Origin of the sequence: Klebsiella sp. 10 (genome assembly GCF_018223925.1) — a bacterium.
Taxonomy (GTDB): domain Bacteria; phylum Pseudomonadota; class Gammaproteobacteria; order Enterobacterales; family Enterobacteriaceae; genus Klebsiella; species Klebsiella pneumoniae.
Map to the genome: position 1 here is coordinate 25,470 of NZ_JAGRRB010000017.1, position 17,999 is coordinate 43,468.

30 protein-coding genes are annotated in these 17,999 nt (G+C 46.9%); 21 read left to right on the plus strand and 9 right to left on the minus strand.

Features of this window, described 5'->3' with window-relative positions; all coding sequences use genetic code 11:
- Window positions 1–3 precede the first annotated feature (3 nt).
- From KHQ26_RS19385 to KHQ26_RS19390, 3 genes are all read right to left on the minus strand, one after another.
- Window positions 4–198, minus strand: a complete 195-nt coding sequence (locus KHQ26_RS19385; RefSeq protein WP_023328115.1) for a DUF1482 family protein — start codon at window positions 196–198, stop codon at window positions 4–6.
- Between the two features lie 420 nt (window positions 199–618).
- Window positions 619–741 (minus strand): hypothetical protein, encoded by a 123-nt coding sequence (locus KHQ26_RS26190; RefSeq protein WP_016529975.1) that lies wholly within the window; start codon window positions 739–741, stop codon window positions 619–621.
- Between the two features lie 299 nt (window positions 742–1,040).
- Entirely contained in the window at window positions 1,041–1,430 is a 390-nt protein-coding gene (locus tag KHQ26_RS19390; RefSeq protein ID WP_012542200.1) for a helix-turn-helix domain-containing protein, read from the minus strand.
- Between the two features lie 101 nt (window positions 1,431–1,531).
- On the opposite strand from KHQ26_RS19390, the gene KHQ26_RS19395 reads away from it, so the two are divergent.
- The 8 genes from KHQ26_RS19395 (at window position 1,532) to KHQ26_RS19425 (ending at window position 6,585) form a co-directional block, all read left to right on the plus strand.
- Window positions 1,532–1,747 carry a transcriptional regulator gene (locus tag KHQ26_RS19395; protein WP_012542199.1) on the plus strand — a complete coding sequence of 72 codons (216 nt, stop codon included), beginning with the start codon at window positions 1,532–1,534 and terminating at the stop codon, window positions 1,745–1,747.
- 2 nt (window positions 1,748–1,749) lie between these two features.
- Window positions 1,750–2,304 (plus strand): toxin YdaT family protein, encoded by a 555-nt coding sequence (locus KHQ26_RS19400; protein WP_014907826.1) that lies wholly within the window; start codon window positions 1,750–1,752, stop codon window positions 2,302–2,304.
- A gap of 51 nt (window positions 2,305–2,355) precedes the next feature.
- Window positions 2,356–3,339 carry a DnaT-like ssDNA-binding domain-containing protein gene (locus KHQ26_RS26100; protein ID WP_040234935.1) on the plus strand — a complete coding sequence of 328 codons (984 nt, stop codon included), beginning with the start codon at window positions 2,356–2,358 and terminating at the stop codon, window positions 3,337–3,339.
- Window positions 3,251–3,796 carry a replication protein P gene (locus KHQ26_RS19405; protein ID WP_223814689.1) on the plus strand — a complete coding sequence of 182 codons (546 nt, stop codon included), beginning with the start codon at window positions 3,251–3,253 and terminating at the stop codon, window positions 3,794–3,796. The genes KHQ26_RS26100 and KHQ26_RS19405 overlap by 89 nt, the downstream gene beginning before the upstream one ends.
- 13 nt (window positions 3,797–3,809) lie before the next feature.
- Window positions 3,810–4,250: a hypothetical protein gene (locus KHQ26_RS19410; RefSeq protein WP_117272812.1), complete on the plus strand. Its 441-nt coding sequence runs from the start codon at window positions 3,810–3,812 to the stop codon at window positions 4,248–4,250.
- A gap of 258 nt (window positions 4,251–4,508) precedes the next feature.
- Window positions 4,509–4,883, plus strand: a complete 375-nt coding sequence (locus KHQ26_RS19415) for a TIR domain-containing protein (RefSeq protein ID WP_049010440.1) — start codon at window positions 4,509–4,511, stop codon at window positions 4,881–4,883.
- 9 nt (window positions 4,884–4,892) lie between these two features.
- The gene (locus KHQ26_RS19420) at window positions 4,893–5,846 is read left to right on the plus strand and encodes a caspase family protein (RefSeq protein ID WP_049010438.1); all 954 of its coding nucleotides are present in this window, start codon (window positions 4,893–4,895) and stop codon (window positions 5,844–5,846) included.
- A gap of 247 nt (window positions 5,847–6,093) precedes the next feature.
- Window positions 6,094–6,585, plus strand: coding sequence for a toll/interleukin-1 receptor domain-containing protein (locus KHQ26_RS19425; protein ID WP_049010435.1), 492 nt, complete (start codon window positions 6,094–6,096; stop codon window positions 6,583–6,585).
- A gap of 283 nt (window positions 6,586–6,868) precedes the next feature.
- Here KHQ26_RS19425 and KHQ26_RS19430 read toward each other — a convergent pair whose 3' ends face one another.
- Together KHQ26_RS19430 and KHQ26_RS19435 are read right to left on the minus strand one after the other, a co-directional pair.
- Window positions 6,869–7,702 carry an HNH endonuclease gene (locus KHQ26_RS19430; protein ID WP_117272813.1) on the minus strand — a complete coding sequence of 278 codons (834 nt, stop codon included), beginning with the start codon at window positions 7,700–7,702 and terminating at the stop codon, window positions 6,869–6,871.
- A gap of 455 nt (window positions 7,703–8,157) precedes the next feature.
- A complete protein-coding gene (locus tag KHQ26_RS19435) occupies window positions 8,158–8,385 on the minus strand; it encodes a DUF1737 domain-containing protein (RefSeq protein WP_049018668.1) in 228 nt (75 codons plus the stop codon).
- A 337-nt stretch (window positions 8,386–8,722) separates the two neighbouring features.
- Between KHQ26_RS19435 and KHQ26_RS19440 the strand changes: the two genes are divergently transcribed.
- The 5 genes from KHQ26_RS19440 (at window position 8,723) to KHQ26_RS19460 (ending at window position 11,541) form a co-directional block, all read left to right on the plus strand.
- Window positions 8,723–8,956, plus strand: a complete 234-nt coding sequence (locus KHQ26_RS19440; protein WP_032414031.1) for a DinI family protein — start codon at window positions 8,723–8,725, stop codon at window positions 8,954–8,956.
- A gap of 62 nt (window positions 8,957–9,018) precedes the next feature.
- Window positions 9,019–9,258: a hypothetical protein gene (locus KHQ26_RS19445; RefSeq protein ID WP_050597314.1), complete on the plus strand. Its 240-nt coding sequence runs from the start codon at window positions 9,019–9,021 to the stop codon at window positions 9,256–9,258.
- Between the two features lie 40 nt (window positions 9,259–9,298).
- Window positions 9,299–9,691 (plus strand): DNA-binding protein, encoded by a 393-nt coding sequence (locus tag KHQ26_RS19450; protein WP_049010357.1) that lies wholly within the window; start codon window positions 9,299–9,301, stop codon window positions 9,689–9,691.
- Between the two features lie 199 nt (window positions 9,692–9,890).
- Entirely contained in the window at window positions 9,891–10,922 is a 1,032-nt protein-coding gene (locus KHQ26_RS19455; RefSeq protein ID WP_049010358.1) for a DUF968 domain-containing protein, read from the plus strand.
- A 16-nt stretch (window positions 10,923–10,938) separates the two neighbouring features.
- Window positions 10,939–11,541 (plus strand): hypothetical protein, encoded by a 603-nt coding sequence (locus KHQ26_RS19460; protein WP_023297381.1) that lies wholly within the window; start codon window positions 10,939–10,941, stop codon window positions 11,539–11,541.
- Window positions 11,542–11,784: 243 nt separating this feature from the next.
- On the opposite strand, the gene KHQ26_RS19465 is transcribed toward KHQ26_RS19460, so the two are convergent.
- From KHQ26_RS19465 to KHQ26_RS26105, 3 genes are all read right to left on the minus strand, one after another.
- Window positions 11,785–11,988: a hypothetical protein gene (locus tag KHQ26_RS19465; RefSeq protein WP_128316005.1), complete on the minus strand. Its 204-nt coding sequence runs from the start codon at window positions 11,986–11,988 to the stop codon at window positions 11,785–11,787.
- Window positions 11,989–12,756: 768 nt separating this feature from the next.
- Window positions 12,757–12,876, minus strand: coding sequence for a small membrane protein (locus KHQ26_RS26310; RefSeq protein WP_139042930.1), 120 nt, complete (start codon window positions 12,874–12,876; stop codon window positions 12,757–12,759).
- Between the two features lie 553 nt (window positions 12,877–13,429).
- Window positions 13,430–13,651 carry a YnfU family zinc-binding protein gene (locus KHQ26_RS26105; RefSeq protein ID WP_305954963.1) on the minus strand — a complete coding sequence of 74 codons (222 nt, stop codon included), beginning with the start codon at window positions 13,649–13,651 and terminating at the stop codon, window positions 13,430–13,432.
- 141 nt (window positions 13,652–13,792) lie between these two features.
- Here KHQ26_RS26105 and KHQ26_RS19475 point away from each other — a divergent pair, with 141 nt between their 5' ends.
- The 4 genes from KHQ26_RS19475 (at window position 13,793) to KHQ26_RS19490 (ending at window position 16,239) form a co-directional block, all read left to right on the plus strand.
- Entirely contained in the window at window positions 13,793–14,008 is a 216-nt protein-coding gene (locus KHQ26_RS19475) for a class II holin family protein (RefSeq protein ID WP_016160648.1), read from the plus strand.
- Window positions 14,008–14,505 carry a lysozyme gene (locus KHQ26_RS19480; RefSeq protein ID WP_023317653.1) on the plus strand — a complete coding sequence of 166 codons (498 nt, stop codon included), beginning with the start codon at window positions 14,008–14,010 and terminating at the stop codon, window positions 14,503–14,505. The genes KHQ26_RS19475 and KHQ26_RS19480 overlap by 1 nt, the downstream gene beginning before the upstream one ends.
- A complete protein-coding gene (locus tag KHQ26_RS19485; protein WP_016160650.1) occupies window positions 14,502–14,852 on the plus strand; it encodes a hypothetical protein in 351 nt (116 codons plus the stop codon). The genes KHQ26_RS19480 and KHQ26_RS19485 overlap by 4 nt, the downstream gene beginning before the upstream one ends.
- 949 nt (window positions 14,853–15,801) lie before the next feature.
- Window positions 15,802–16,239: a hypothetical protein gene (locus KHQ26_RS19490; protein WP_050597574.1), complete on the plus strand. Its 438-nt coding sequence runs from the start codon at window positions 15,802–15,804 to the stop codon at window positions 16,237–16,239.
- 38 nt (window positions 16,240–16,277) lie between these two features.
- Here KHQ26_RS19490 and KHQ26_RS19495 read toward each other — a convergent pair whose 3' ends face one another.
- Window positions 16,278–16,502, minus strand: coding sequence for a hypothetical protein (locus KHQ26_RS19495; RefSeq protein ID WP_032749552.1), 225 nt, complete (start codon window positions 16,500–16,502; stop codon window positions 16,278–16,280).
- Window positions 16,503–16,680: 178 nt separating this feature from the next.
- Here KHQ26_RS19495 and KHQ26_RS19500 point away from each other — a divergent pair, with 178 nt between their 5' ends.
- Genes KHQ26_RS19500 through KHQ26_RS19515 form a run of 4 tightly spaced genes read left to right on the plus strand, consistent with a single transcriptional unit; the run spans window position 16,681 to window position 17,894 of the window.
- Window positions 16,681–16,845, plus strand: a complete 165-nt coding sequence (locus tag KHQ26_RS19500; RefSeq protein ID WP_162838183.1) for a hypothetical protein — start codon at window positions 16,681–16,683, stop codon at window positions 16,843–16,845.
- Entirely contained in the window at window positions 16,829–17,191 is a 363-nt protein-coding gene (locus KHQ26_RS19505) for an HNH endonuclease (protein ID WP_032428746.1), read from the plus strand. The genes KHQ26_RS19500 and KHQ26_RS19505 overlap by 17 nt, the downstream gene beginning before the upstream one ends.
- Window positions 17,143–17,466: a hypothetical protein gene (locus KHQ26_RS19510; protein ID WP_072420408.1), complete on the plus strand. Its 324-nt coding sequence runs from the start codon at window positions 17,143–17,145 to the stop codon at window positions 17,464–17,466. The genes KHQ26_RS19505 and KHQ26_RS19510 overlap by 49 nt, the downstream gene beginning before the upstream one ends.
- On the plus strand, window positions 17,463–17,894 hold the full coding sequence (locus KHQ26_RS19515) for a hypothetical protein (RefSeq protein ID WP_014907818.1): 432 nt from the start codon (window positions 17,463–17,465) through the stop codon (window positions 17,892–17,894). The genes KHQ26_RS19510 and KHQ26_RS19515 overlap by 4 nt, the downstream gene beginning before the upstream one ends.
- The last annotated feature ends 105 nt before the right edge of the window (window positions 17,895–17,999 follow it).

Below are 17,999 nucleotides of genomic sequence, written 5' to 3' on the forward strand. Positions count from 1 at the left end.
GATTCAAAAACTCACTGCAGGCTGTTGGTCGACAGCCATTTTTTGTGCATTTCGGTAGGGGAGGCACTGGCCCAGTACTTTTTGTTCATCGGCGTTGCTGTTGCAACTGGCCTCTGATGGATAAACACCGATCAGAACATCAGAGCATTCACCAGTGAGAGCACATACGCTGATGACAAGGGCAAACAGGGTATTCATGCCTCAGCCTCAGGGTTTCCTTTCTGCGCCAGTAAGTAACACAGCTGGCGTAGTCTCACCTCGAACCAGTTCAGGCGGGTCGCCTGGTTCCCGGTAGGTACTCGGGCAAAATCCTTCATAGTTATCTCCAGTTAACTCAGTATTAGGATGTGGTTTTGCAATGCGGCGCCGGGTGCCTCCCGGTGACGGCAGCCAGTTAACAACTACCGCCGACAACTTTTTCCCCACAACGTGTGAATAACCGCCATGTTTACTTTTTTAACTGTGTCGCGTGCGCATAGCCGCATTCACCGCATTGCAAACCCTGATGTTTTATTTTCACTACTTCGACGCGCTTCGTCGGTGGTGTCGTGACGCTGATCTTCACGATTGAGCTTTTTCACCCTGCAATTCACCACCACGAAGCGCGCAGGATTTCCATTACATTTCAGAAGAGGCGCAGTCTGCCGGCTTACCTGAAAGTGCCGCGGTAAACTCGCTGAAACTCAGTGCCTCTTCACCTTCAGAGAGGTTTTCAAAATAGTCTTCGTATGCTTTATCCATACTTATTTCCTTCCCTTAAGGCCGGGCAGCCGAACGTTGAACCTGCTGCGATTGATATTGCTGTCATCTCATCCGGTGTTTCGTATGCCGCCGGCAGCTACTTCGTGGGCTTCCTGCCTCGATGACTTGCTGCGATGGAATGATTAAAGCATTGGTTTATGTTTGATGTCAACATTGGATTTATACAGATGCAAACTTTTGCTTTAATCGAGACAGGGGAGCTGTTGGAGTGATTGAGGCTGCGCGGCAGGCAAAAAAAAACCGGCATTTGCCGGTTTCATGGGGTGAGATCAGAGATGTTAGTTAGTGTCGCTAGCCTTAAATCGACCACGGAGATATTTCTCAACATAATCATCGATTTCTTTTAGGCGGACTTCAAACGTATCGATCATTCTCTCTTGTTCAGCCTCAGGTAACTGCCTAAACAGACGTAACATTTTGCTCTCATTTGGCTTGAGGCCTGAATCTTCAGATACTTTCTCTCCAAGCAACCAAGTTACAGACACATTGGCAGCTTCCGCGAGGGCAATTGCGGACTTTTTACTGATTACTCCTTTCTTAAACCACCCATTCACCGCTTGAGGTGTAACTCCAGCAATGCGAGCCATATCCGCCTTGCTGATCCCTCTTTGAGTAATTTCTTCCAAACGAGCAATCAGTTGGTTGTTGAGTTCTTCAGTGTTTTTCATAAGCCCATTGTAAAGGTTTAGTTTATAGCCACAATAAATTAAAAATTTGCATTGAATATAAACCTATGCTTTATTATGCCTAACTTAACGAGGAGATAGATATGACAGCCCTTGATAACGCAATTCGAGTAGCTGGCTCAGCCAATAAATTAGCATCAACGCTTGGAGTAAGCGGCATGGCAGTAAGTCAGTGGAAAACAAAAGGTATTGTGCCTTCATCGCGAGTTTTACAGGTTTTTAATGCAACGGGCGTTACGCCTCATGAATTACGTCCTGATCTATATCCGAATCCAACGGATGGAATACCTAAGGAGTGACCATGCAAACCACCTCTTTTGAAAATCATACTCCGGTGATGAGTATGCAACTGAAAACGGAAAATCAGTATTTGCCCCGTCGGCGTGACGGCAAGAAATGCCGAGCCATTTTGGCCGCCGTTCAGGAATGGGAGTCCTCATTACCTGGGCGTGCGCAAGACCACGTCGCGCAGCTGGTGGCCGAACAGTGGGAGAAACAAAACGGGCGCGGTATCAGCGTCAATAAACAAAATCTGTATCGCTACCTGAAAAACGAGGGCGGTTCAGAGAAGTACACCAGTTATGTCATCCAGCTTTCGGCGGCGATCGCTGATGCAATGCCGATAGAGATCGCGCGCAAACATGGCCTAAAACATGGCTTAACTGAAACTGAGCTGGTGGCCAATGCGATCAAAGAATGCAGCGAAGCGCACCAGGCCAAGTTACTTGGCGCACCTCTGCAGAAACTAGAGCGTGAAATACGGGAAGCTGCAATTGCACTTTTTAACATGCTCCCTGCAGATGCGGCGGGACCACTACTGGCGAGCATCAGCGCCGTAGCGCCGCAGTTTTTCTAATCGAGTTTTGACAATGACCACCAGCACCAGCTGGTTAATAAGAGGTTTCAGATGGCCCGCATCAGAACAGTTAAACCTGAATTCTGGACAGATGAGAAGGTGGTGGAATGTTCAATTCCAGCGCGTCTCCTGTTTATCGGGTTGTTCAACTTCGCCAACGATATGGGATGCCTTGAGCGTTCGCCAAAACGGTTGAAGATGCAAATCTTCCCTGCGGACGTGCTCGATTGCGAACCACTAATACAGGAACTGATTACTCATGGATTACTCACTGAGTATTCAGTGAATGATGTCTGCTATTTGCAGATTAAAGGTTTCCTTAAGCATCAAAAAATAAACAGGCCTTCGGCCTCAAAAATACCTCTTCCGCCAGAATTCACTGAGTCTAAGGCAGGAAAGGAAGAAAAGAGAGCTCCTAATCAAGGAGGGCTCAGTGAGGACTCAGTGAATCCTCATGGAGGACTCACTGACGGAAAAGGAAGGGAAGGGAAGGGAAAAGGATCAAACCCCACTCTCTATGCGCAGGAGAGAAATTTTCCCCAGCAACCTCAGTATCTGCCTGGAGTGGATATTCCGATCGGGAAATTCGCTATGCACGACCTTTGGCTGCCGTCACAGGACTGGCCGCGACTGGCTGCTACCTGGGGTATAGCGCTTCCCGAACCGGCATACCTGCCGACAGAGCTGGCAGAGTTCACCGCGTACTGGAAATCCGAGGGGAAAGTGTTCACTCAGATTCAGTGGGAGCAGAAATTTGCCCGCAGCGTGATAAGTGCCAGAGCCAAATCTAAACCGCAACCAGCAACCGGAGGTAACGGCAATGCAAGAATTCAATCAGTTAACACCGCATCCCGGGCAGTCCAGCAAATTCAGGAAGCCAGAGAGCTCTGGGAGAAGCAACGCGGACTTGCTGGCGGCGGATACGGCATGGCGGCTATGGACGGTCATGGGGGAGATATTCTCGAACCGGTGGACCCAGAAGAACGGGGCGGCTCCCTCGGATATGTGGATTGCCCAGATTGGATCGATGAGTGATGCCCAGATTACCCTGGTCTGCCGCCAGTGCATGGAACGCTGCGCTGCGGGTAACACATGGCCACCGGATCTGGCTGAATTCGTTGCGCTGGTTTCGGCGAGTGGAGCCAACCCATTCAACCTGACGTCCGAAGCTGTGATGGCTGAATACAAGCGCTGGCGCAATGAGTCTTATCGCTTTTCGGGCAGCGACAGATATCCCTGGAAACAGGACGTGCTGTATCACATTTGCGTTGAGATGCGCAGAACGGGAGTTGAGCGAAACCTCACAGAGGGGGAACTAAAAAAACTGGCAGAAAAATTACTTACGAAGTGGACGAAGCACCTGGCTAATGGATTCTCGATCCCGCCGATTCGCCGACAGCTTGAAGCGCCGCGACATCCGGCTGGGCCTACACCAGCACAGCTTCTGATGGAAGAGTACAAACGCCGCAAGGCGGCAGGTTTAACCAAGTAAACGAGTTTTGACCATGACCAAACAATCAAAAACCAAAGTAACCAAAGCACAGATGGTGCTTGCCATCGTTAGCCGGACGCCAGAATGCGTCCTGCAGGATGTCTGCGATGCGCTCGACTTGCAAGCCAGTACAGCAGGTAACTTGCTGCGGCAGCTCCATGCCGCGGGAAAACTCCATCGTACCCATAACGGTTGCCAGTATGTCTACCGGGTTGTTGCAGGCGTTGAGGTTCCCGATGTTGCCCTGCCGCAGACTGCAACACCATTATCTGAAGAGGATGTGAAAAAAATCCAGGACGCACTGGGCCTGGCGAAGACGCTGGAAGACAAAAAGCTGTGGCGCCGGGCTGCGACTGTTTACACATCGACGCTTGGGATGACTACAACAGCAAACGAACTCTGGTTGCTTGCCAAAATGCGTAACCGCTGCCTGCGTAATGCGGCGAGGTGCTGATTATGCCTAAAATGGAGTCAACAGCAGTTGGTACGGGATTTCAAAGCTAAGTTTAATGATTCCGGGGTGAGACAAAGCTGAGATGTCCGCTGAGTGCCAAAAGCGGAAGTAGCTAACAGCACTTAGTGTTGATTAACGGGGAGCAGGTCAGCAGTTGTAGATCAACGGTGGTTTTCAGTATAAGCTTAGATATGCTATAAGATCTTGATTCAAAATCGGTGTTAGTTATCCAACTTTGTGTAGAAGGATGTTATAAACATGGCTGATTCAAAGAAAGTTATATTCGTTGCCTTTGCTATTGAAGATGAAAGAATGAGAGATCTCTTAAAAGGTCAATCTCTTAATACAAAATGTGAGTTTGAATATATTGATATGTCTGTTAAAGAGGCATACGAAAGCGGTTGGAAAGATAAGGTCAGAACCAGAATTAAAAGATCTGATGGTGTTATTGCACTGATTAGCTCGGATTCTTTAACATCGACTGGGCAGAAGTGGGAGATAGAGTGTGCTAAAGAGGAAGGCAAACCTATTCTTCCTCTTTGGATTTATAAAGACGATCGAACAAAGCCAGATGGATTATCTCCAGTAGTATGGACATGGGATGGTGTTAAATCATTTATCGATTCTTTATGAGGTAATTAAATGAGAAAGGCGTTAGTCATTGGTATTGATCATTACGACAAAATATCCCCTTTGTATGGGTGTGTTAATGATGCATACAGTGTAAAGAGTGTACTCGAACGACATTCTGATGGCTCAGTTAACTTTGCCGTTAAGCTAATGACGGCTACTGGCCCGACAAAGCCTATAAACAGAAAAGAAATAAAACAAGCAGCGGAGCAATTATTTGAAGGTGATAGTGATGTTGCCTTATTCTACTTCGCTGGTCATGGTTATATAGAAAGTGTTGGTGGTTTTCTTTGTGGTAGTGATTGTGAAACTGGTGATGATGGTTTTTCACTCCATGAGTTAATACATATAGCCAATAAATCCAGAGCGCGAAACAAAATAATCATTTTGGATAGTTGCCACTCGGGTGTTGCAGGCAGTAAAGAAAGAAGTGATCCAACTGCAGAGCTTACCGAAGGGATGACGATCCTTACGGCATCAACTGAAGAGCAGTATTCGATGGAGGAAAATGGGTCTGGTATTTTCACTACATTGCTAGTTGATGCTTTAAACGGTTCTGCTGCAAATTTGATTGGTGATATCACTCCAGGCAGTGTTTATGCACACATTGATCAGTCTTTGGGAGCTTGGGATCAACGACCTTTATTCAAAACAAACGTCAAAAGCTTCGTTTCACTAAGAAGTGTGCAATCTCCATTAGATTTGGCCGATTTGAGGAAATTAGTAGATTACTTCCCACAACCCGGCTTTAAATTTCAATTAGACCCATCTTACGAACCGAAAAGTGATTGTCCTGATCCAGATAAAACGGAGGTTTTTGCAATTCTCCAGCAATTTAATCGCGTCAATCTCCTCGTTCCTGAGGATGCGCCTCATATGTACTTTGCTGCGATGGAAAACAAGTCCTGTAGGCTTACAGTATTAGGCGAGCATTACCGACGGCTCATTGAAAAAGGATTAATTTAACCCTCAATTTTTCGTGGGCAACAAAAAACGTTTTCCATTTCGGTTCAAGGTAAGAGCCGGCGGAGGAGAATTGTTTAATCCTAAGCGCGGTGAGGTTTTTTGCAGAATTTCAAAAGTTTAACCACCATAGCTTTTTTGAACCAGTTGAAGCCACGTATATGTATTTCGCTTTATTTAACTCAATTGGCTTCCTCCTTACAGCACTTGGTGCTTATTATCGTGAACTAGTAGCTAAAGGACGTTTCTAATGACAGTTTTTATCAGTTATCGCCACACTGATCGAGCGCAGGCCATGGCGATCAATAAGAGGCTTACGGAAGAAGGTATCTCTACATATCTTGATGTGCTTGATGTTGAGTCGCAATCCACTGATGATATAACTAGTGTAATAACTCGTCGAATTAGTGAAAGCACGCACCTTATTGCGGTAGTTTCAAGTCAAACGGCACAGTCCTGGTGGGTTCCATTCGAAATAGGCGAGGCCACAATCACTTATCGCAGGATTTGCTCGTACAGAACGACAGTTAGTGAACTGCCTGAGTATCTTAGTAAATGGCCGCAGATGACAAAACCTTCTGAGATTGAATTGTTCATTCAATCTTACAAGAATGAAATAAGCGGGAAGCGCCAGATTACCCTTGAGTCTTTCAATGGAAGCGAGGCAATGCGTCGTGTAGATAAAGTAAATGCAGACACATTCCACGCCGATCTTAAGCAAAGAATTCGGAGAGGGTACTAATATCACACATTAAACTTTAGGTTTGCTACTTGTTACATGGTTATCTATAGGATGGTACTTGATATGTGGAAGTACGTTTCATAATCATGTAGGTTTTAATTAAAAACACTTGGCCCTGACCCAGAATCCGACTCTATTCATTAATAGAATGGCCGTGTGATTCTGTGGCTGGGGCACGAACTTCCGCTTTTTGCTCGGAGAGGACCTTTAGCTGAGTTAGATCGTCCGCTTCTTGCCAGGAGCGGCGTTGCTCACCTATAAGTATCCCAGCAAAACGAAAATCTCATTTTTGCAACCTTTTTATATTTATATAAAGTGCCTCAATCAGCTCTTTCGAATTTTGGCTGTAATGCAATGCTCGATGGCAATTCGGGCATAGTGCAACACAATTACTTATGGTGTCAGCACCAGATAAAGAAAGTGGTATCACATGATGCACTTCGAGATATGGGGTGTCGTCATTTATTAAGAACGGTGCATTTTCACCACATCTTTCACATATTCCCTTACTCTTTTGCAATACCCAAGCTTTAACAGCAGGGTCCCGAATATAAACCTTCTGAACTCTTTCTAATGTTCCAGGTGTTTTAGAACCCTTGGGCTCATCCAAAGGAATATTTATTAGCCTGCTGACCCTTTTATTTAGAATTCTCTCATCATAAGTAGGCTCGAAAAATACTGATGTATCTCCGTATATGATAGGTTTCCAAAATTCAGCACTGTTGACGCCAGGGATGTTTATCATTATTCGCTTTGTTCTGTTCCCTGATGGTGCATCTTTTTTACCAGTTCTGCTGAAATAATTCTGATACCTACACATTTCTTGACGGATATTGGAAGGTTGGTTTCCCACTAAAGAAAAATACTCATCAGGATGTATTTTTCTCTCAGTTATAGATTGTATATGTCTTCTGATTGGTGATGAGGCCAAATATACAACGACTTTGTCTACTCCGGAATCAGTAAGTCTTTCAATAATATAATCGAGGGCAATATTATAATCTTTGTTTCTATGTGCTGGTCCCCAGGACTCAAGTATCAAGCCATATACCCCATCTTCTTCACCTACCAGGCACTCAGCATTCAGCTTCATACCATTATTATCAAGAACTCGCATTGGTTTGATCTTTTGTAAGTATTTTATACAACATATCCTTAATCTATATGAGTCTGCAACATTTAAATAAAAATTATGTTCCTCCCTACATTGTAAGCCAGCCTCGAAATCCTGACATAGCCATGTTGTCTCTATTCCAAACATAATATCAGCAGATCGCTCTAAGCGGTCTTAGAGACTGTCATGGGCATATTACCAGGCGCAGAAACCCTGCGAGGGTAGGGTTATCTCGCCTTTGCTGTTGGGAATGGTAGTTTAATTTGCACCCGACATCACTCTCATTGATTAAAGCACGGAGTGGAGATCACTGCGGTCCACAGTTCTGATAAACAGTGAAAAAGAAGGCCTGCGTTAAGAAAAATGGTGTCGCGATGAGTGATGAAATTACCTTATGACAGACCTGGCGGTGATTTACGGCACCGGGCGGATTCCGGACGCTGTGAGCCCACTCATTGCTACGAAGCCTGATTCTGCTGTACCTCAGGCCATATGATAGCCTGCGCAACAATCACATCCTGCCCATTAAACGTCGCGGCGGGGGAACCATACAGTTGATAACCAAGCGCCAGTGCTTCTGAAACCCGATGACAAAATTTAGCGTCATCCTTACCTGTCAGGAGACGATAACGAGGAAGACCATCCGGAGGTTTATGGCCCTTATTTTTTATTTCTGGGTTGCTCATGGTAGTGCTCCTCTTCAATTTTAGCCTTTTTGGCTCTGTCGTTACTTTTATCTTCACAAAACCATAAAAAATCATAATGGTCAATCTGGATCATGCGTCCAGGGAAGTACTCCCGGGCCCTGGACGTCCCCTGTGTGCCAAGAGCGGAATCTGGAGCGCCAGAGGTCCTCTAAAAATTGATGGTTCGTTTTGCAGGGATACTTACATTTCGTCCTTTGTGGAAAAAAGATCAATCTAAACATGAGCATGGGTTAGCGAAAAGTGGCATTAAACGCTTGAACATTTCACCTAACAAGTATACTGTTTATTTATACAGTACTTGCGTGAGGAGCTAGTTATGAAAGTGGAAATCACAATTGATCGCCAAAAAAAATTGCCAGATGGCGCTGTGCCTGCTCTGGAGAAGGAGCTACTGCGGCGATTGGATCAAAACTTTAATAACTGCAGTCTTGTGATTCGTCGGGCCAACTCTGATGGGTTGACCGTGCTTGGTGGAATGGACGGAGATAAAAAACGTGTAGAGGAAATCCTGCAGGACACCTGGGAAAGCGCTGATGACTGGTTCTGTTAAGTTGAGGTCCAGTGGCTTGCCTGGTTTACTTTGAGGATTTTGCTGTGAGTAAAAAACAAGAAATGCCGAACACCGGCTATGCAATTATCAGATGCGACGATGGGGTGATCGTTGCTCGTCTGACATCCTTTCCTGTGTGTGAGCGCGCTCTGATGTACCGGCGCGGCGATACTGTTTCGTTTATGCCTTTGCAGCCGGATGAGATCGTGGGGACTCTCTCTCTATTTTCACAGATGATTGAAAAGGCAAAGTCTGGAGTTGGTTACCAGGTTCCCCCTGGTTCTGTTACAATCCCGTCATAGGCTTGAACAACCTATACCTGCTGCGTCGCGGAGAGAAACCATGACGCAAACCCCCGAAGTATCAAAATCCCATCAGACTGGTGCTCCTTCATCGGGCGCCGGTTTGCTTTCGTCTTCAAAACTAACTTTTCGACAGCAGGAAGTTTTCGATCTGCTGGTGGCCTACATCAATCAGCATGGCTACCCACCTACGCTATCTGAGCTGGCCGATATGCTCGGCGTTAGCTCGTCTAATGCTGTCCTGTTGCATCTGCGTGCGTTAGAGAGAAAAAATTTTATAAAACTCTCTCGCCGTGTCTCCAGAGGAATTTCCATCGTCGGGCGAAAGGAGCCTATGCTCGCCGTGCAGCTGCTGCAGGAAATGATCGCTGAAGAACCCGGCGCGCGTGAAAGAGCGATTGAGTTTTTGCGACTGTTCGGTGATCAGCCATGAAGAAAAGTTGGTTTTTACACGAGCAACTTTCAGAGGCTGAGGCTACAGAGCTGGTGGAGCGATACCGTAAAAATAACTGTGTGGTTGAGAAGAGCTTATCCAGAGACTTTGCATCGTGGGAGATCCGCGTGCTGTTGCCGGAATCGAAGAAGCCGCCACGGATTGACAGGACCTACATACAGAAGATGTGGAGGGACTGATGCGAGCTTTGCTTAACGTGGATATTGCACGCCATCTTGGAATTGTGCTGCTTAAGCCGGGTAGTGAATTAATGCCGTTATTCGGTGCCGGCCGAGTTCTTGTTGAAATGCCGCCGGCAAGCATGAAAAAGATACCCAGTGGACGTCTTCCTGATGCCCGGCAGCCGTTGCGGGATGATATGGGGATCAGACCTTTTTTCATGAAGAAGGCAGTTATCACTGCTGCTGGTGGGGTTAGTGCCCTCGAGTCATGGTTGCGTAGGCAGGTTAAAAACTGTCAGTGGAAACATTCCGATTACCATCACCATGAGCTCGTCCCGTTTCGCCATTCGACGGGTGTAATAATCGCATGCTGGCACTGTGATAATGAGCTGAAAAAACAAACGGAACACACCCTCGATCAACTGGTAGGTGTTAATAACGCTGACTGGGTAATCGACACTGCCCGCATCGCGCTTGGTCTGGACGCTCAGCGCTCATTGTCACTGGCGGAGCTATGCTGGTGGGCTGTAGGCGCCGGGATTGGCGATGAAATTACAGAAGAAATGGCGCGCCGATCCCTGCGTATTAGAGACGATGGCATTAAATCGGTTTACAGGGAGAGTGAGATTGTTCCGTCGGTACCGGCCACCAGCATTCTTTCTCCCCGTATCGAAAAAGCAATAAGGCCAACGGCAATAACAACGCCGGGCAAACCTCTGGTACCTGTGAACGTTGATCCTGTTGCACCTGCGACGCTATTTGCCAGACCTAAGCGGATCCGATGGTTATCTGCTGACTTTATCTCATGGGTGAAAAAACAGCCGTGTATGTGCTGCGGGCAGCCTGCAGATGATGCACACCATCTTATTGGCTGGGGGCAGGGCGGCGTAGGCACGAAGGCCCACGATATTTTTACGATCCCATTATGCCGCAAGCACCACCGTGCTTTGCACCATGACCCTGCCGCTTTTGAGCGTGAATACGGCACCCAGCCGGTATTGATTATTAAATTGCTGGACCGGGCATACGCGCTCGGCGTTCTGGCGTAGTAAGGAGAAGAACAGAATGACACCACGTCAACGCCGTCTGCACCGTGCAGGATTAGAAACAGTGGCCGCCGCCCCGCGCAAAAGCTGGCTGGGCCGATTCACTCCCCTTAGTGGCATTCAGTCCGCCTGGATAAAATCTCTGCTTACTGTTTGGGGGGAAGGGATGAGAGGAGGTGCTGCCCCGCGTAAACCATCAGGACATTCATGCTGGCGAGGAATGAAGGGTGATCACTGGTCAGATAAAGCATTAGAACGCTTTACGGCAGCAATCGAGCAGGCAAGAAGTGAAGGGTATCGCGGGCGACAGGCATTAAGCAGGGCGCATGCCATTTTGTGGCCGAAGCCTGCAACGGTCGCCATTGACGCTGCGATCACTGAGGATGATGTTGAATTTGTTGAACGATGTGTACTGGCGATATTTGAAACGGGTGATCCGGTTTATCTCGTTGGCGTTAACTATTACACCACCCGCAAAAAAATCTCAGACATAACACGGGAAATACAGCTGGTGGCGCCATGGTTAACAGACAGTGAGGCCCGGAAAAGAGTGCGCTGGTGCCTTGAAATATTCAGAGCAAAAGCTTTCCTTTCCGTTCATAAGGCGATTCATGCGGATTAGCAAAAAGTGCTATGTTTCCTGTTTGGTATTGAAAACGGGCCAGAAAGTTAGATAATCCCTTCATGCTTGGCAGAGCTGCGCCACTCGGCAGCGACAAAAAGCGACAATCTGAATATAACGAAGACCCCGCCCGTGCGGGGTTTTTGCTTTCCGGCGATACGACAGGGGTATTCGCGAGATGCGCTGCATCAATACCCCTGTCATATCGTCGTATTGCATACGCAATCTCACATGCTTCAGCATTCACCGAGGATTTTTAGTGATTTTTTTGAAGATCTCTAGGGCTTCGGTTGTTAACTGATCATGTTCGCTAAAGTAACTGTCACATGCTGCCTGCTTTTGAGCAGGGGATAGATTAGGGTTGCTTGTTAATTCAGCAGTTTTAGCTGCTATTTCTGCCAAACGTTCAAAAATCTCTGAAATTCTTTGGTTATCAGTAGATAGCATTTTACTTACCTCGTATTTACCTGATATCAGTGAGTGCTACATTGAGTCAGGGCTTCGCAATAGCTTTAAGTATTAGAATGCATACAATTTAAGTGGGCGTTGTTGGCTTATATTATGGCAGAGGCGCTGGCGGTATGGTCAGATATTGACACTTTGAATGTTTGCATCATAAATTATCGAGGTGGTGAATCCCCCTATGCGGAGGGGCGACCAGTCAGTTACAGAAACCTGTAAATGCAGCGCGGGCCATGCCGACTGGGGCATGCTCACCGGGAGGCACCCGGCACCACACTAATGCCTTAACATAGTGACTGTAATGACAAAAGCCTTGCTCTTTTTGTCTGTCAGGCTATGGTTAACGAACGTAACGGTAAAAAAAGAAGGCTTTCCTGGTAAATCGGTAGCTCGGACTATTAGGTGCACCTTCCTTTCGTTACAGCCTTGGTTGCCAACTTTCTTCCCGCTTCTCTAAGCGGGTTTTTTTTGTTCATAATCTAGCCTAAGCACTACTTGGGCTTTTCACATCAGTAATCAGGTCATGGTAATTGGATTACAGCGTGCTGTACTTCACGTTTAATCTCATACGCGCAAGATTCGCACCAGACTGCGGTTTTAGCTCAACAGCTTGAGCGCTTTAACGGTAAATTGAACATCACAAGCGAGAGCACTTATAGATTAAGGCAGTTCTTTGTTCCCAAAGGTGGTAGCAAAAAAACAGGGGGAATGTTTACGTACCACTACCCCTGCTTCTTGAAAAGTGGATAACCGTTAATATCTTTTTTTGAAAGTTTTTTTATATCCGCGTCTTTCTTTGATGTAAGACATCAGTGAACCCACTGCAACTAAAAGAAGAACAACAGCTAACGCTAGCATCATTATGGTTGTCATGTGAGCTTATCCTCTGAAAGACTATCGATATTGTGGTTCGCGTGAGGCGTAGTGTGCGAGTTAAGTGAGAAAATTCCTAACAGTATTTTTTCTTAATTTGATAACAGATATGAAAATTTATTGTTGTTTTTGTAATGATTAAATATGCAGTGATTAATTATTGCCCGCTAGGTTATACAGTTTCCGAAAGATGTATTTTACTGGTTACATTGAATTGACCAGGCGCATATCGTGTAGCTAATGTGGGTGTGTGGTGAATCCCCCTGTGCGGTGGGGCGACCAGTCAATTTTTTCTTTGAGCACACACGCGGGTCTGTTGACTGGGGCAGACTTACCGGGAGGCACCCGGCACCACACATACTGCATAACCCCCTAAAGGCCTTCCATTGCGGCAGGCCTTTTATCTTGCCGATGCCAGAACGTTAATTTTCTGCCAGTAAGCCGAGACCCGTCTAACAGGTATTCATCGGCCGCATTGCCTAATGGGCTTACTTCTCTAATCTATACGAGCGCAGCAGTGGATGCATTACCAGAGATTATGATGATGTAAAGCCTAAGCGGTGGGAAGTTTGTCTTGAGTGAAAATCTTACTACAGTGAGGGCACATCAGCGCAGAGCCTTTCTGGACTCGGGTGTAACTATGTTCTGATTGGTTGGTGCAGCTAGGGCAGGTACATTTGATGAGGTAGTTGCGATTGTTTTTTGAGTTTTTGCGTTGTTGCATATGATATTTCCTAATGAATGGTCCGCAACAATACACTATCCCCGGGCACATAGCTCGCGTTGAATTATCTAGCCACCTATTCAGGGTGGTTTTTTCATTTTCAGGTACCTGGAATCATCATTGATAAGATTTCCTCCTGCCGGTCCTGAACCTTATCAAACACAAAGCACCCCGTTAACCCGGAGGTGGAGTATGTATCGAATGGACAAGCTAACAACAGGTATTGCCTACGGAACGTCCGCAGGTAACGCGGGGTTCTGGATGTTGCAATTGCTCGACAAAGTATCCCCATCCCAGTGGGCCGCCATTGGTGTTCTGGGAAGTCTGGTATTTGGCTTGCTGACATACCTGACGAATCTGTACTTCAAAATTAAAGAAGACCGGCGAAAAGCTGCTCGAGGTGAATAATGTCTCCGACACTACGTAAAACTGTTCTTGCGGCGGTGGGCGGCGGGGCCCTGGCGATTGCCTCTGCACTCATCACTGGCCCGATGGGTAATGATGGGCTTGAGGGAGTGCGATACTCCCCTTATCAGGATGTGGTAGGTGTCTGGACGGTTTGCTACGGCCACGCAGGTAAAGACATCATGCTCGGCAAAACCTATACCGAGGCAGAGTGTCGGGCGCTACTAAATAAAGACCTGAATACCGTCGCCTGGCAGATCAACCCTTACATCAAAAAACCGATCCCAGAAACAATGCGTGGGGCTCTGTACTCATTCGCCTATAACGTCGGAGCCGGGAACTTCCAGACCTCTACTCTGCTTCGCAAAATCAACCAGGGTGACCAGAAAGGTGCGTGTGATCAGCTGCGCCGCTGGACCTATGCCAAAGGTAAGCAGTGGAAAGGACTTATTACCCGGAGGGAAATTGAGCGTGAAGTGTGTTTATGGGAGCAAAGATGAGTCGCTTAACCGCCGTTATCATCGCAATAGCAATCCTGCTAATGTCCTGTGCCATTTCATGGCGTATGGGATGGAGTTCCCACGCTGATCACATCAATGCTCAGGCTGCGAAGAAGAGAGAGAAGGCCGAGAATGCCATTAAGCCTGTAGAGGAAAAGGCCGCGACTGCTAACGAAGCGGGTAAGGTCATCTACAAAACAATAACCCGCGACGTGGTGAAATATGTTCAGTCTCCGAATCGTACTGTGTGTAGGTTTGATGATGCTGCTGTGCAGTTGCGTCAGCGCGCCATCGATGCTGCCAACTCCATCCCCGGATTTGATGAGTCCGCCGTGCAAAGCAAGTGACGCAGGGAATGACAGCGATGAAGATTTACAGTCTGATGTAGAAACCGCTCAATGCCTGCGCCAGCTCCGTTTGGATAAGTATCGCTGGCAGGCGTACTATCGGGCGGTGAGTAAGTAACAGGCATAGCACATGAAATAAGTGGCCTTAAGTGAACAAAAAATCTGAAAACAAGACATTCAAGCTTTCAGCATCGAAATGTTTGTATCTAATTCAGGGGATGTCATGCACTATAGGATCTCAAACCACTCTTAACTAAGTAGCCACTCATGACAGTAAACTTACTACCACAACTACCATGCGGTTATCGTTACGGCATTGAGCGCTCGATCCGGCCCCAGACTGGTGCGGAATTTTTTCCGCCACAAGGGTGTGTTATCAAATCTGTTAACTTTGGGGATGGTGTGGTTATTTGTGTGCCCATCCAATGGTACATTAAACAATTAGATTTATGGGTCACTGTCTAAGGAACCATCGAATAATATGTTAGTTACCAGCCTCGTTAGGGCGAACTGATAATTGCTCTCAAAAGACCAGCATAGAAGCCTGTTGCTCTGGTTGAATGTTCCGGCAAGTTGAAAATGATTGGTTCAATGAGCTCTTTCGATATTTAAATGCTATCGATAACTTAAATGAAGCTATCATCACGTTATCACTGCCAGCCAACACCGAAACGGCAGTGGTCAGTTAAAAAGCAGAAAAGCCTCTCTTGGGTGGCTCCTGAGAGATTTTAGTTTTCTAACTGGTACTAACCAAAGGTCGCATATCTATGCGGCCTTTTTTTTAGCCGGTTTCATGGCTTGAGGACATCCTGGACGAGAATATGTGACAAAACCAATCAGGGGAAACAGGAATGCCCTGTGAGCGGATTTACGAATCGGTGCGAACGTCTATCCCCTCTAAGGGATAAAAAAACGATATCCCTTTTAAGAGATAATGAGGAGAAGCAACTTGAAAACGTTGAAAGTCACTATTACAAACCTTCAACAGATTAATGATGGCATTGTCTGTGGGGTCAAAGTCAGATTTAAAGTCATTCAGTCTGGTTGCGTGCTGGTCGAGAAGGTTATATCAGGCAATGCTACCGCTCCGTTTACCTTATCTTATGATGTCAATGCGAATGATGAATCTCTGGTGGTGGAACATGATCGCCCAGACCTGCAGGAGCTTGTAGTCTCAGCGGCAATTTCCTCTGCAGAGTGTTATAAACCGGATAATACCCTGACCTCTGTCAGTGCTTGGAGCATTCAAACGCAGGGTAAGATATACGCTTCAGGTATGCAGCCAAACATTGATGAGGTATTCAAACGGTTAGATGCTGCTGAGGCACTACTACACTTTATGGACTGTAAGATTGCGGAACTACAATTAAGATATCGAAATAAATAATAGATCGGCAGACAGCCTGTAACCGTCTGCCATAGCTATTAAGGTCGGTTATGGATATGTTGGATTTGCTTTAGCATCTCCAAGTTTTTCTGGTTGTATTCATCATCAATCTGCGAAAGTTGATGTATTACGACACCCTTCATATCCTGATCAAGGCAAACAAACATAGTTGCCAGAAGACCTTTGAGAGCTCTTATTTCTTTTGCTGCAGACTCCAGAGTTGAGCAATCCACCTCGATGTTATATTTAATTTCTTCTTCCATTTTAAAGTTCCTTAAGCAGAGCTAATCAGCCATTCCTCTGCAAGTACAATATTTAACTGTGTCCCACCACAGATAGGCTGAGCCGCAACCTTACACTCTGAGCTTTCACAGTAACACCCTGATATTTAACCAGTAGCCTCGCATCTGCGGGGCTTTTTTATTCGCAAAAGGTAACGCGATGAAGAACTTAAAAATTGCATACGTAGACGAGAAGCTGGTGGCGATTGAGTGTGACGGATTGTCATGCTCATCGCTGCCCGTTTCAGAGTTTCCCATCGACAGTGCCGCTTTAACTCTTCTCCCTCAACTCATGCTCGAGGATGTTTATGCCGCCACGAGCTAAACGACCTTGCCGGCACAGAGGATGCACGGCTGTGACCAATGATGTCGGAGGATACTGTGAGATGCATAGGCAGCAACACGCTGGTGATGGCTGGCGTAACTATCAGCCCGGAAAAACTCGGCAGGAACGTGGTTATGGTCGACCGTGGGAAATTAAACGGGCCCGTATCATGAAGAGGGATAAATACCTTTGTCAGAACTGCAGGCGAGACGGTATTGCCACGAAAGCCTCAAGTGTCGACCACATCATTCCTAAAGCTCATGGCGGTACCGATGATGACTTTAATCTGGAGTCATTGTGCTGGACCTGCCACAGCAAGAAAACAGCAACAGAGAGAACCCGATGAAGAGTTTCAAAATTGAATACGTTGATGGTGTTTTGACCGTTCTGGAGACGGATGGTCAGTCACGAATGAATGAAGCCGTACATGGCATCCATTTTGAGCATGTCCAGGGCGGCCGCCCACTGCTGAAACTGACGATTGCACATGATATTGCTCCGGCCCCTGTTTCATCACCTGCACTGGATCAGGAGCCTTTAGAGGGGGAGTTGGTGCAGGAACAACAGACAATGGTTCCCGGTGGTCGCCGTTCACGTCATCGTCGTAGAGGTAAGCAATGATGTATCAACGCACGGATCTGACGCTTTCCATGTTCTATGCATCCAGCGCTGATGCAGACGGGAACAAAGTGGCTACGTTGACGATGCAGGTCATCGCTGCAGAGGCTGGGGCCGTCCAGACCAGCCAGCTGCGATGTATCACCGATAGCGCGAAGAAAAAAACGTATAGCGTAGGTGAACAATCTGTCAGTAATGGTTCCGATCCGTTGCTGGTCGCGATTGAGAATTACTGGCGTCAGAGTACGGATGTCGTCGTTAAAGGATTGATCGCCGAGGTGACCGACTTCATCGCAGGGAACATCAACTCAGTCAGCACCTGGATCGGTCAGTTTGGCATGAAGGTGTTCGAGAACCAGCCATTAGATGAACGGCTACCAGAAAGCGTACTGCAGGCCGATGGAGGCTCCGCTACCGAGACAGGATCCTGATCGCCGGTATAACAACTGGTGTTCATTGAACGTCTGAGATACGCCGGCCCACGCAATGCGAACCGTATTCGCCGCCGGCGCAGCCGGAATGACGACCTCCACCTC

Bases quoted from the DNA above. Each gene is read 5' to 3' on its own strand.
- KHQ26_RS19445 (WP_050597314.1), top strand. From the start codon at position 9,019: ATGCCGAACACCGGCTATGCAATTATCAGATGCGACGATGGGGTGATC.
- KHQ26_RS19440 (WP_032414031.1), top strand. From the start codon at position 8,723: ATGAAAGTGGAAATCACAATTGATCGCCAAAAAAAATTGCCAGATGGC.
- KHQ26_RS19410 (WP_117272812.1), top strand. From the start codon at position 3,810: ATGACCAAACAATCAAAAACCAAAGTAACCAAAGCACAGATGGTGCTT.
- KHQ26_RS26105 (WP_305954963.1), bottom strand. From the start codon at position 13,651: ATGTGCCCGGGGATAGTGTATTGTTGCGGACCATTCATTAGGAAATAT.
- KHQ26_RS19495 (WP_032749552.1), bottom strand. From the start codon at position 16,502: ATGGAAGAAGAAATTAAATATAACATCGAGGTGGATTGCTCAACTCTG.
- KHQ26_RS26310 (WP_139042930.1), bottom strand. From the start codon at position 12,876: ATGACAACCATAATGATGCTAGCGTTAGCTGTTGTTCTTCTTTTAGTT.
- KHQ26_RS26100 (WP_040234935.1), top strand. From the start codon at position 2,356: ATGGCCCGCATCAGAACAGTTAAACCTGAATTCTGGACAGATGAGAAG.
- KHQ26_RS19420 (WP_049010438.1), top strand. From the start codon at position 4,893: ATGAGAAAGGCGTTAGTCATTGGTATTGATCATTACGACAAAATATCC.
- KHQ26_RS19505 (WP_032428746.1), top strand. From the start codon at position 16,829: ATGCCGCCACGAGCTAAACGACCTTGCCGGCACAGAGGATGCACGGCT.
- KHQ26_RS19405 (WP_223814689.1), top strand. From the start codon at position 3,251: ATGGGGGAGATATTCTCGAACCGGTGGACCCAGAAGAACGGGGCGGCT.
- KHQ26_RS26190 (WP_016529975.1), bottom strand. From the start codon at position 741: ATGGATAAAGCATACGAAGACTATTTTGAAAACCTCTCTGAAGGTGAA.
- KHQ26_RS19455 (WP_049010358.1), top strand. From the start codon at position 9,891: ATGCGAGCTTTGCTTAACGTGGATATTGCACGCCATCTTGGAATTGTG.
- KHQ26_RS19400 (WP_014907826.1), top strand. From the start codon at position 1,750: ATGCAAACCACCTCTTTTGAAAATCATACTCCGGTGATGAGTATGCAA.
- KHQ26_RS19435 (WP_049018668.1), bottom strand. From the start codon at position 8,385: ATGAGCAACCCAGAAATAAAAAATAAGGGCCATAAACCTCCGGATGGT.
- KHQ26_RS19430 (WP_117272813.1), bottom strand. From the start codon at position 7,702: ATGCGAGTTCTTGATAATAATGGTATGAAGCTGAATGCTGAGTGCCTG.
- KHQ26_RS19450 (WP_049010357.1), top strand. From the start codon at position 9,299: ATGACGCAAACCCCCGAAGTATCAAAATCCCATCAGACTGGTGCTCCT.
- KHQ26_RS19415 (WP_049010440.1), top strand. From the start codon at position 4,509: ATGGCTGATTCAAAGAAAGTTATATTCGTTGCCTTTGCTATTGAAGAT.
- KHQ26_RS19515 (WP_014907818.1), top strand. From the start codon at position 17,463: ATGATGTATCAACGCACGGATCTGACGCTTTCCATGTTCTATGCATCC.
- KHQ26_RS19390 (WP_012542200.1), bottom strand. From the start codon at position 1,430: ATGAAAAACACTGAAGAACTCAACAACCAACTGATTGCTCGTTTGGAA.
- KHQ26_RS19465 (WP_128316005.1), bottom strand. From the start codon at position 11,988: ATGCTATCTACTGATAACCAAAGAATTTCAGAGATTTTTGAACGTTTG.
- KHQ26_RS19480 (WP_023317653.1), top strand. From the start codon at position 14,008: ATGTCTCCGACACTACGTAAAACTGTTCTTGCGGCGGTGGGCGGCGGG.
- KHQ26_RS19395 (WP_012542199.1), top strand. From the start codon at position 1,532: ATGACAGCCCTTGATAACGCAATTCGAGTAGCTGGCTCAGCCAATAAA.
- KHQ26_RS19460 (WP_023297381.1), top strand. From the start codon at position 10,939: ATGACACCACGTCAACGCCGTCTGCACCGTGCAGGATTAGAAACAGTG.
- KHQ26_RS19485 (WP_016160650.1), top strand. From the start codon at position 14,502: ATGAGTCGCTTAACCGCCGTTATCATCGCAATAGCAATCCTGCTAATG.
- KHQ26_RS19425 (WP_049010435.1), top strand. From the start codon at position 6,094: ATGACAGTTTTTATCAGTTATCGCCACACTGATCGAGCGCAGGCCATG.
- KHQ26_RS19385 (WP_023328115.1), bottom strand. From the start codon at position 198: ATGAATACCCTGTTTGCCCTTGTCATCAGCGTATGTGCTCTCACTGGT.
- KHQ26_RS19500 (WP_162838183.1), top strand. From the start codon at position 16,681: ATGAAGAACTTAAAAATTGCATACGTAGACGAGAAGCTGGTGGCGATT.
- KHQ26_RS19475 (WP_016160648.1), top strand. From the start codon at position 13,793: ATGTATCGAATGGACAAGCTAACAACAGGTATTGCCTACGGAACGTCC.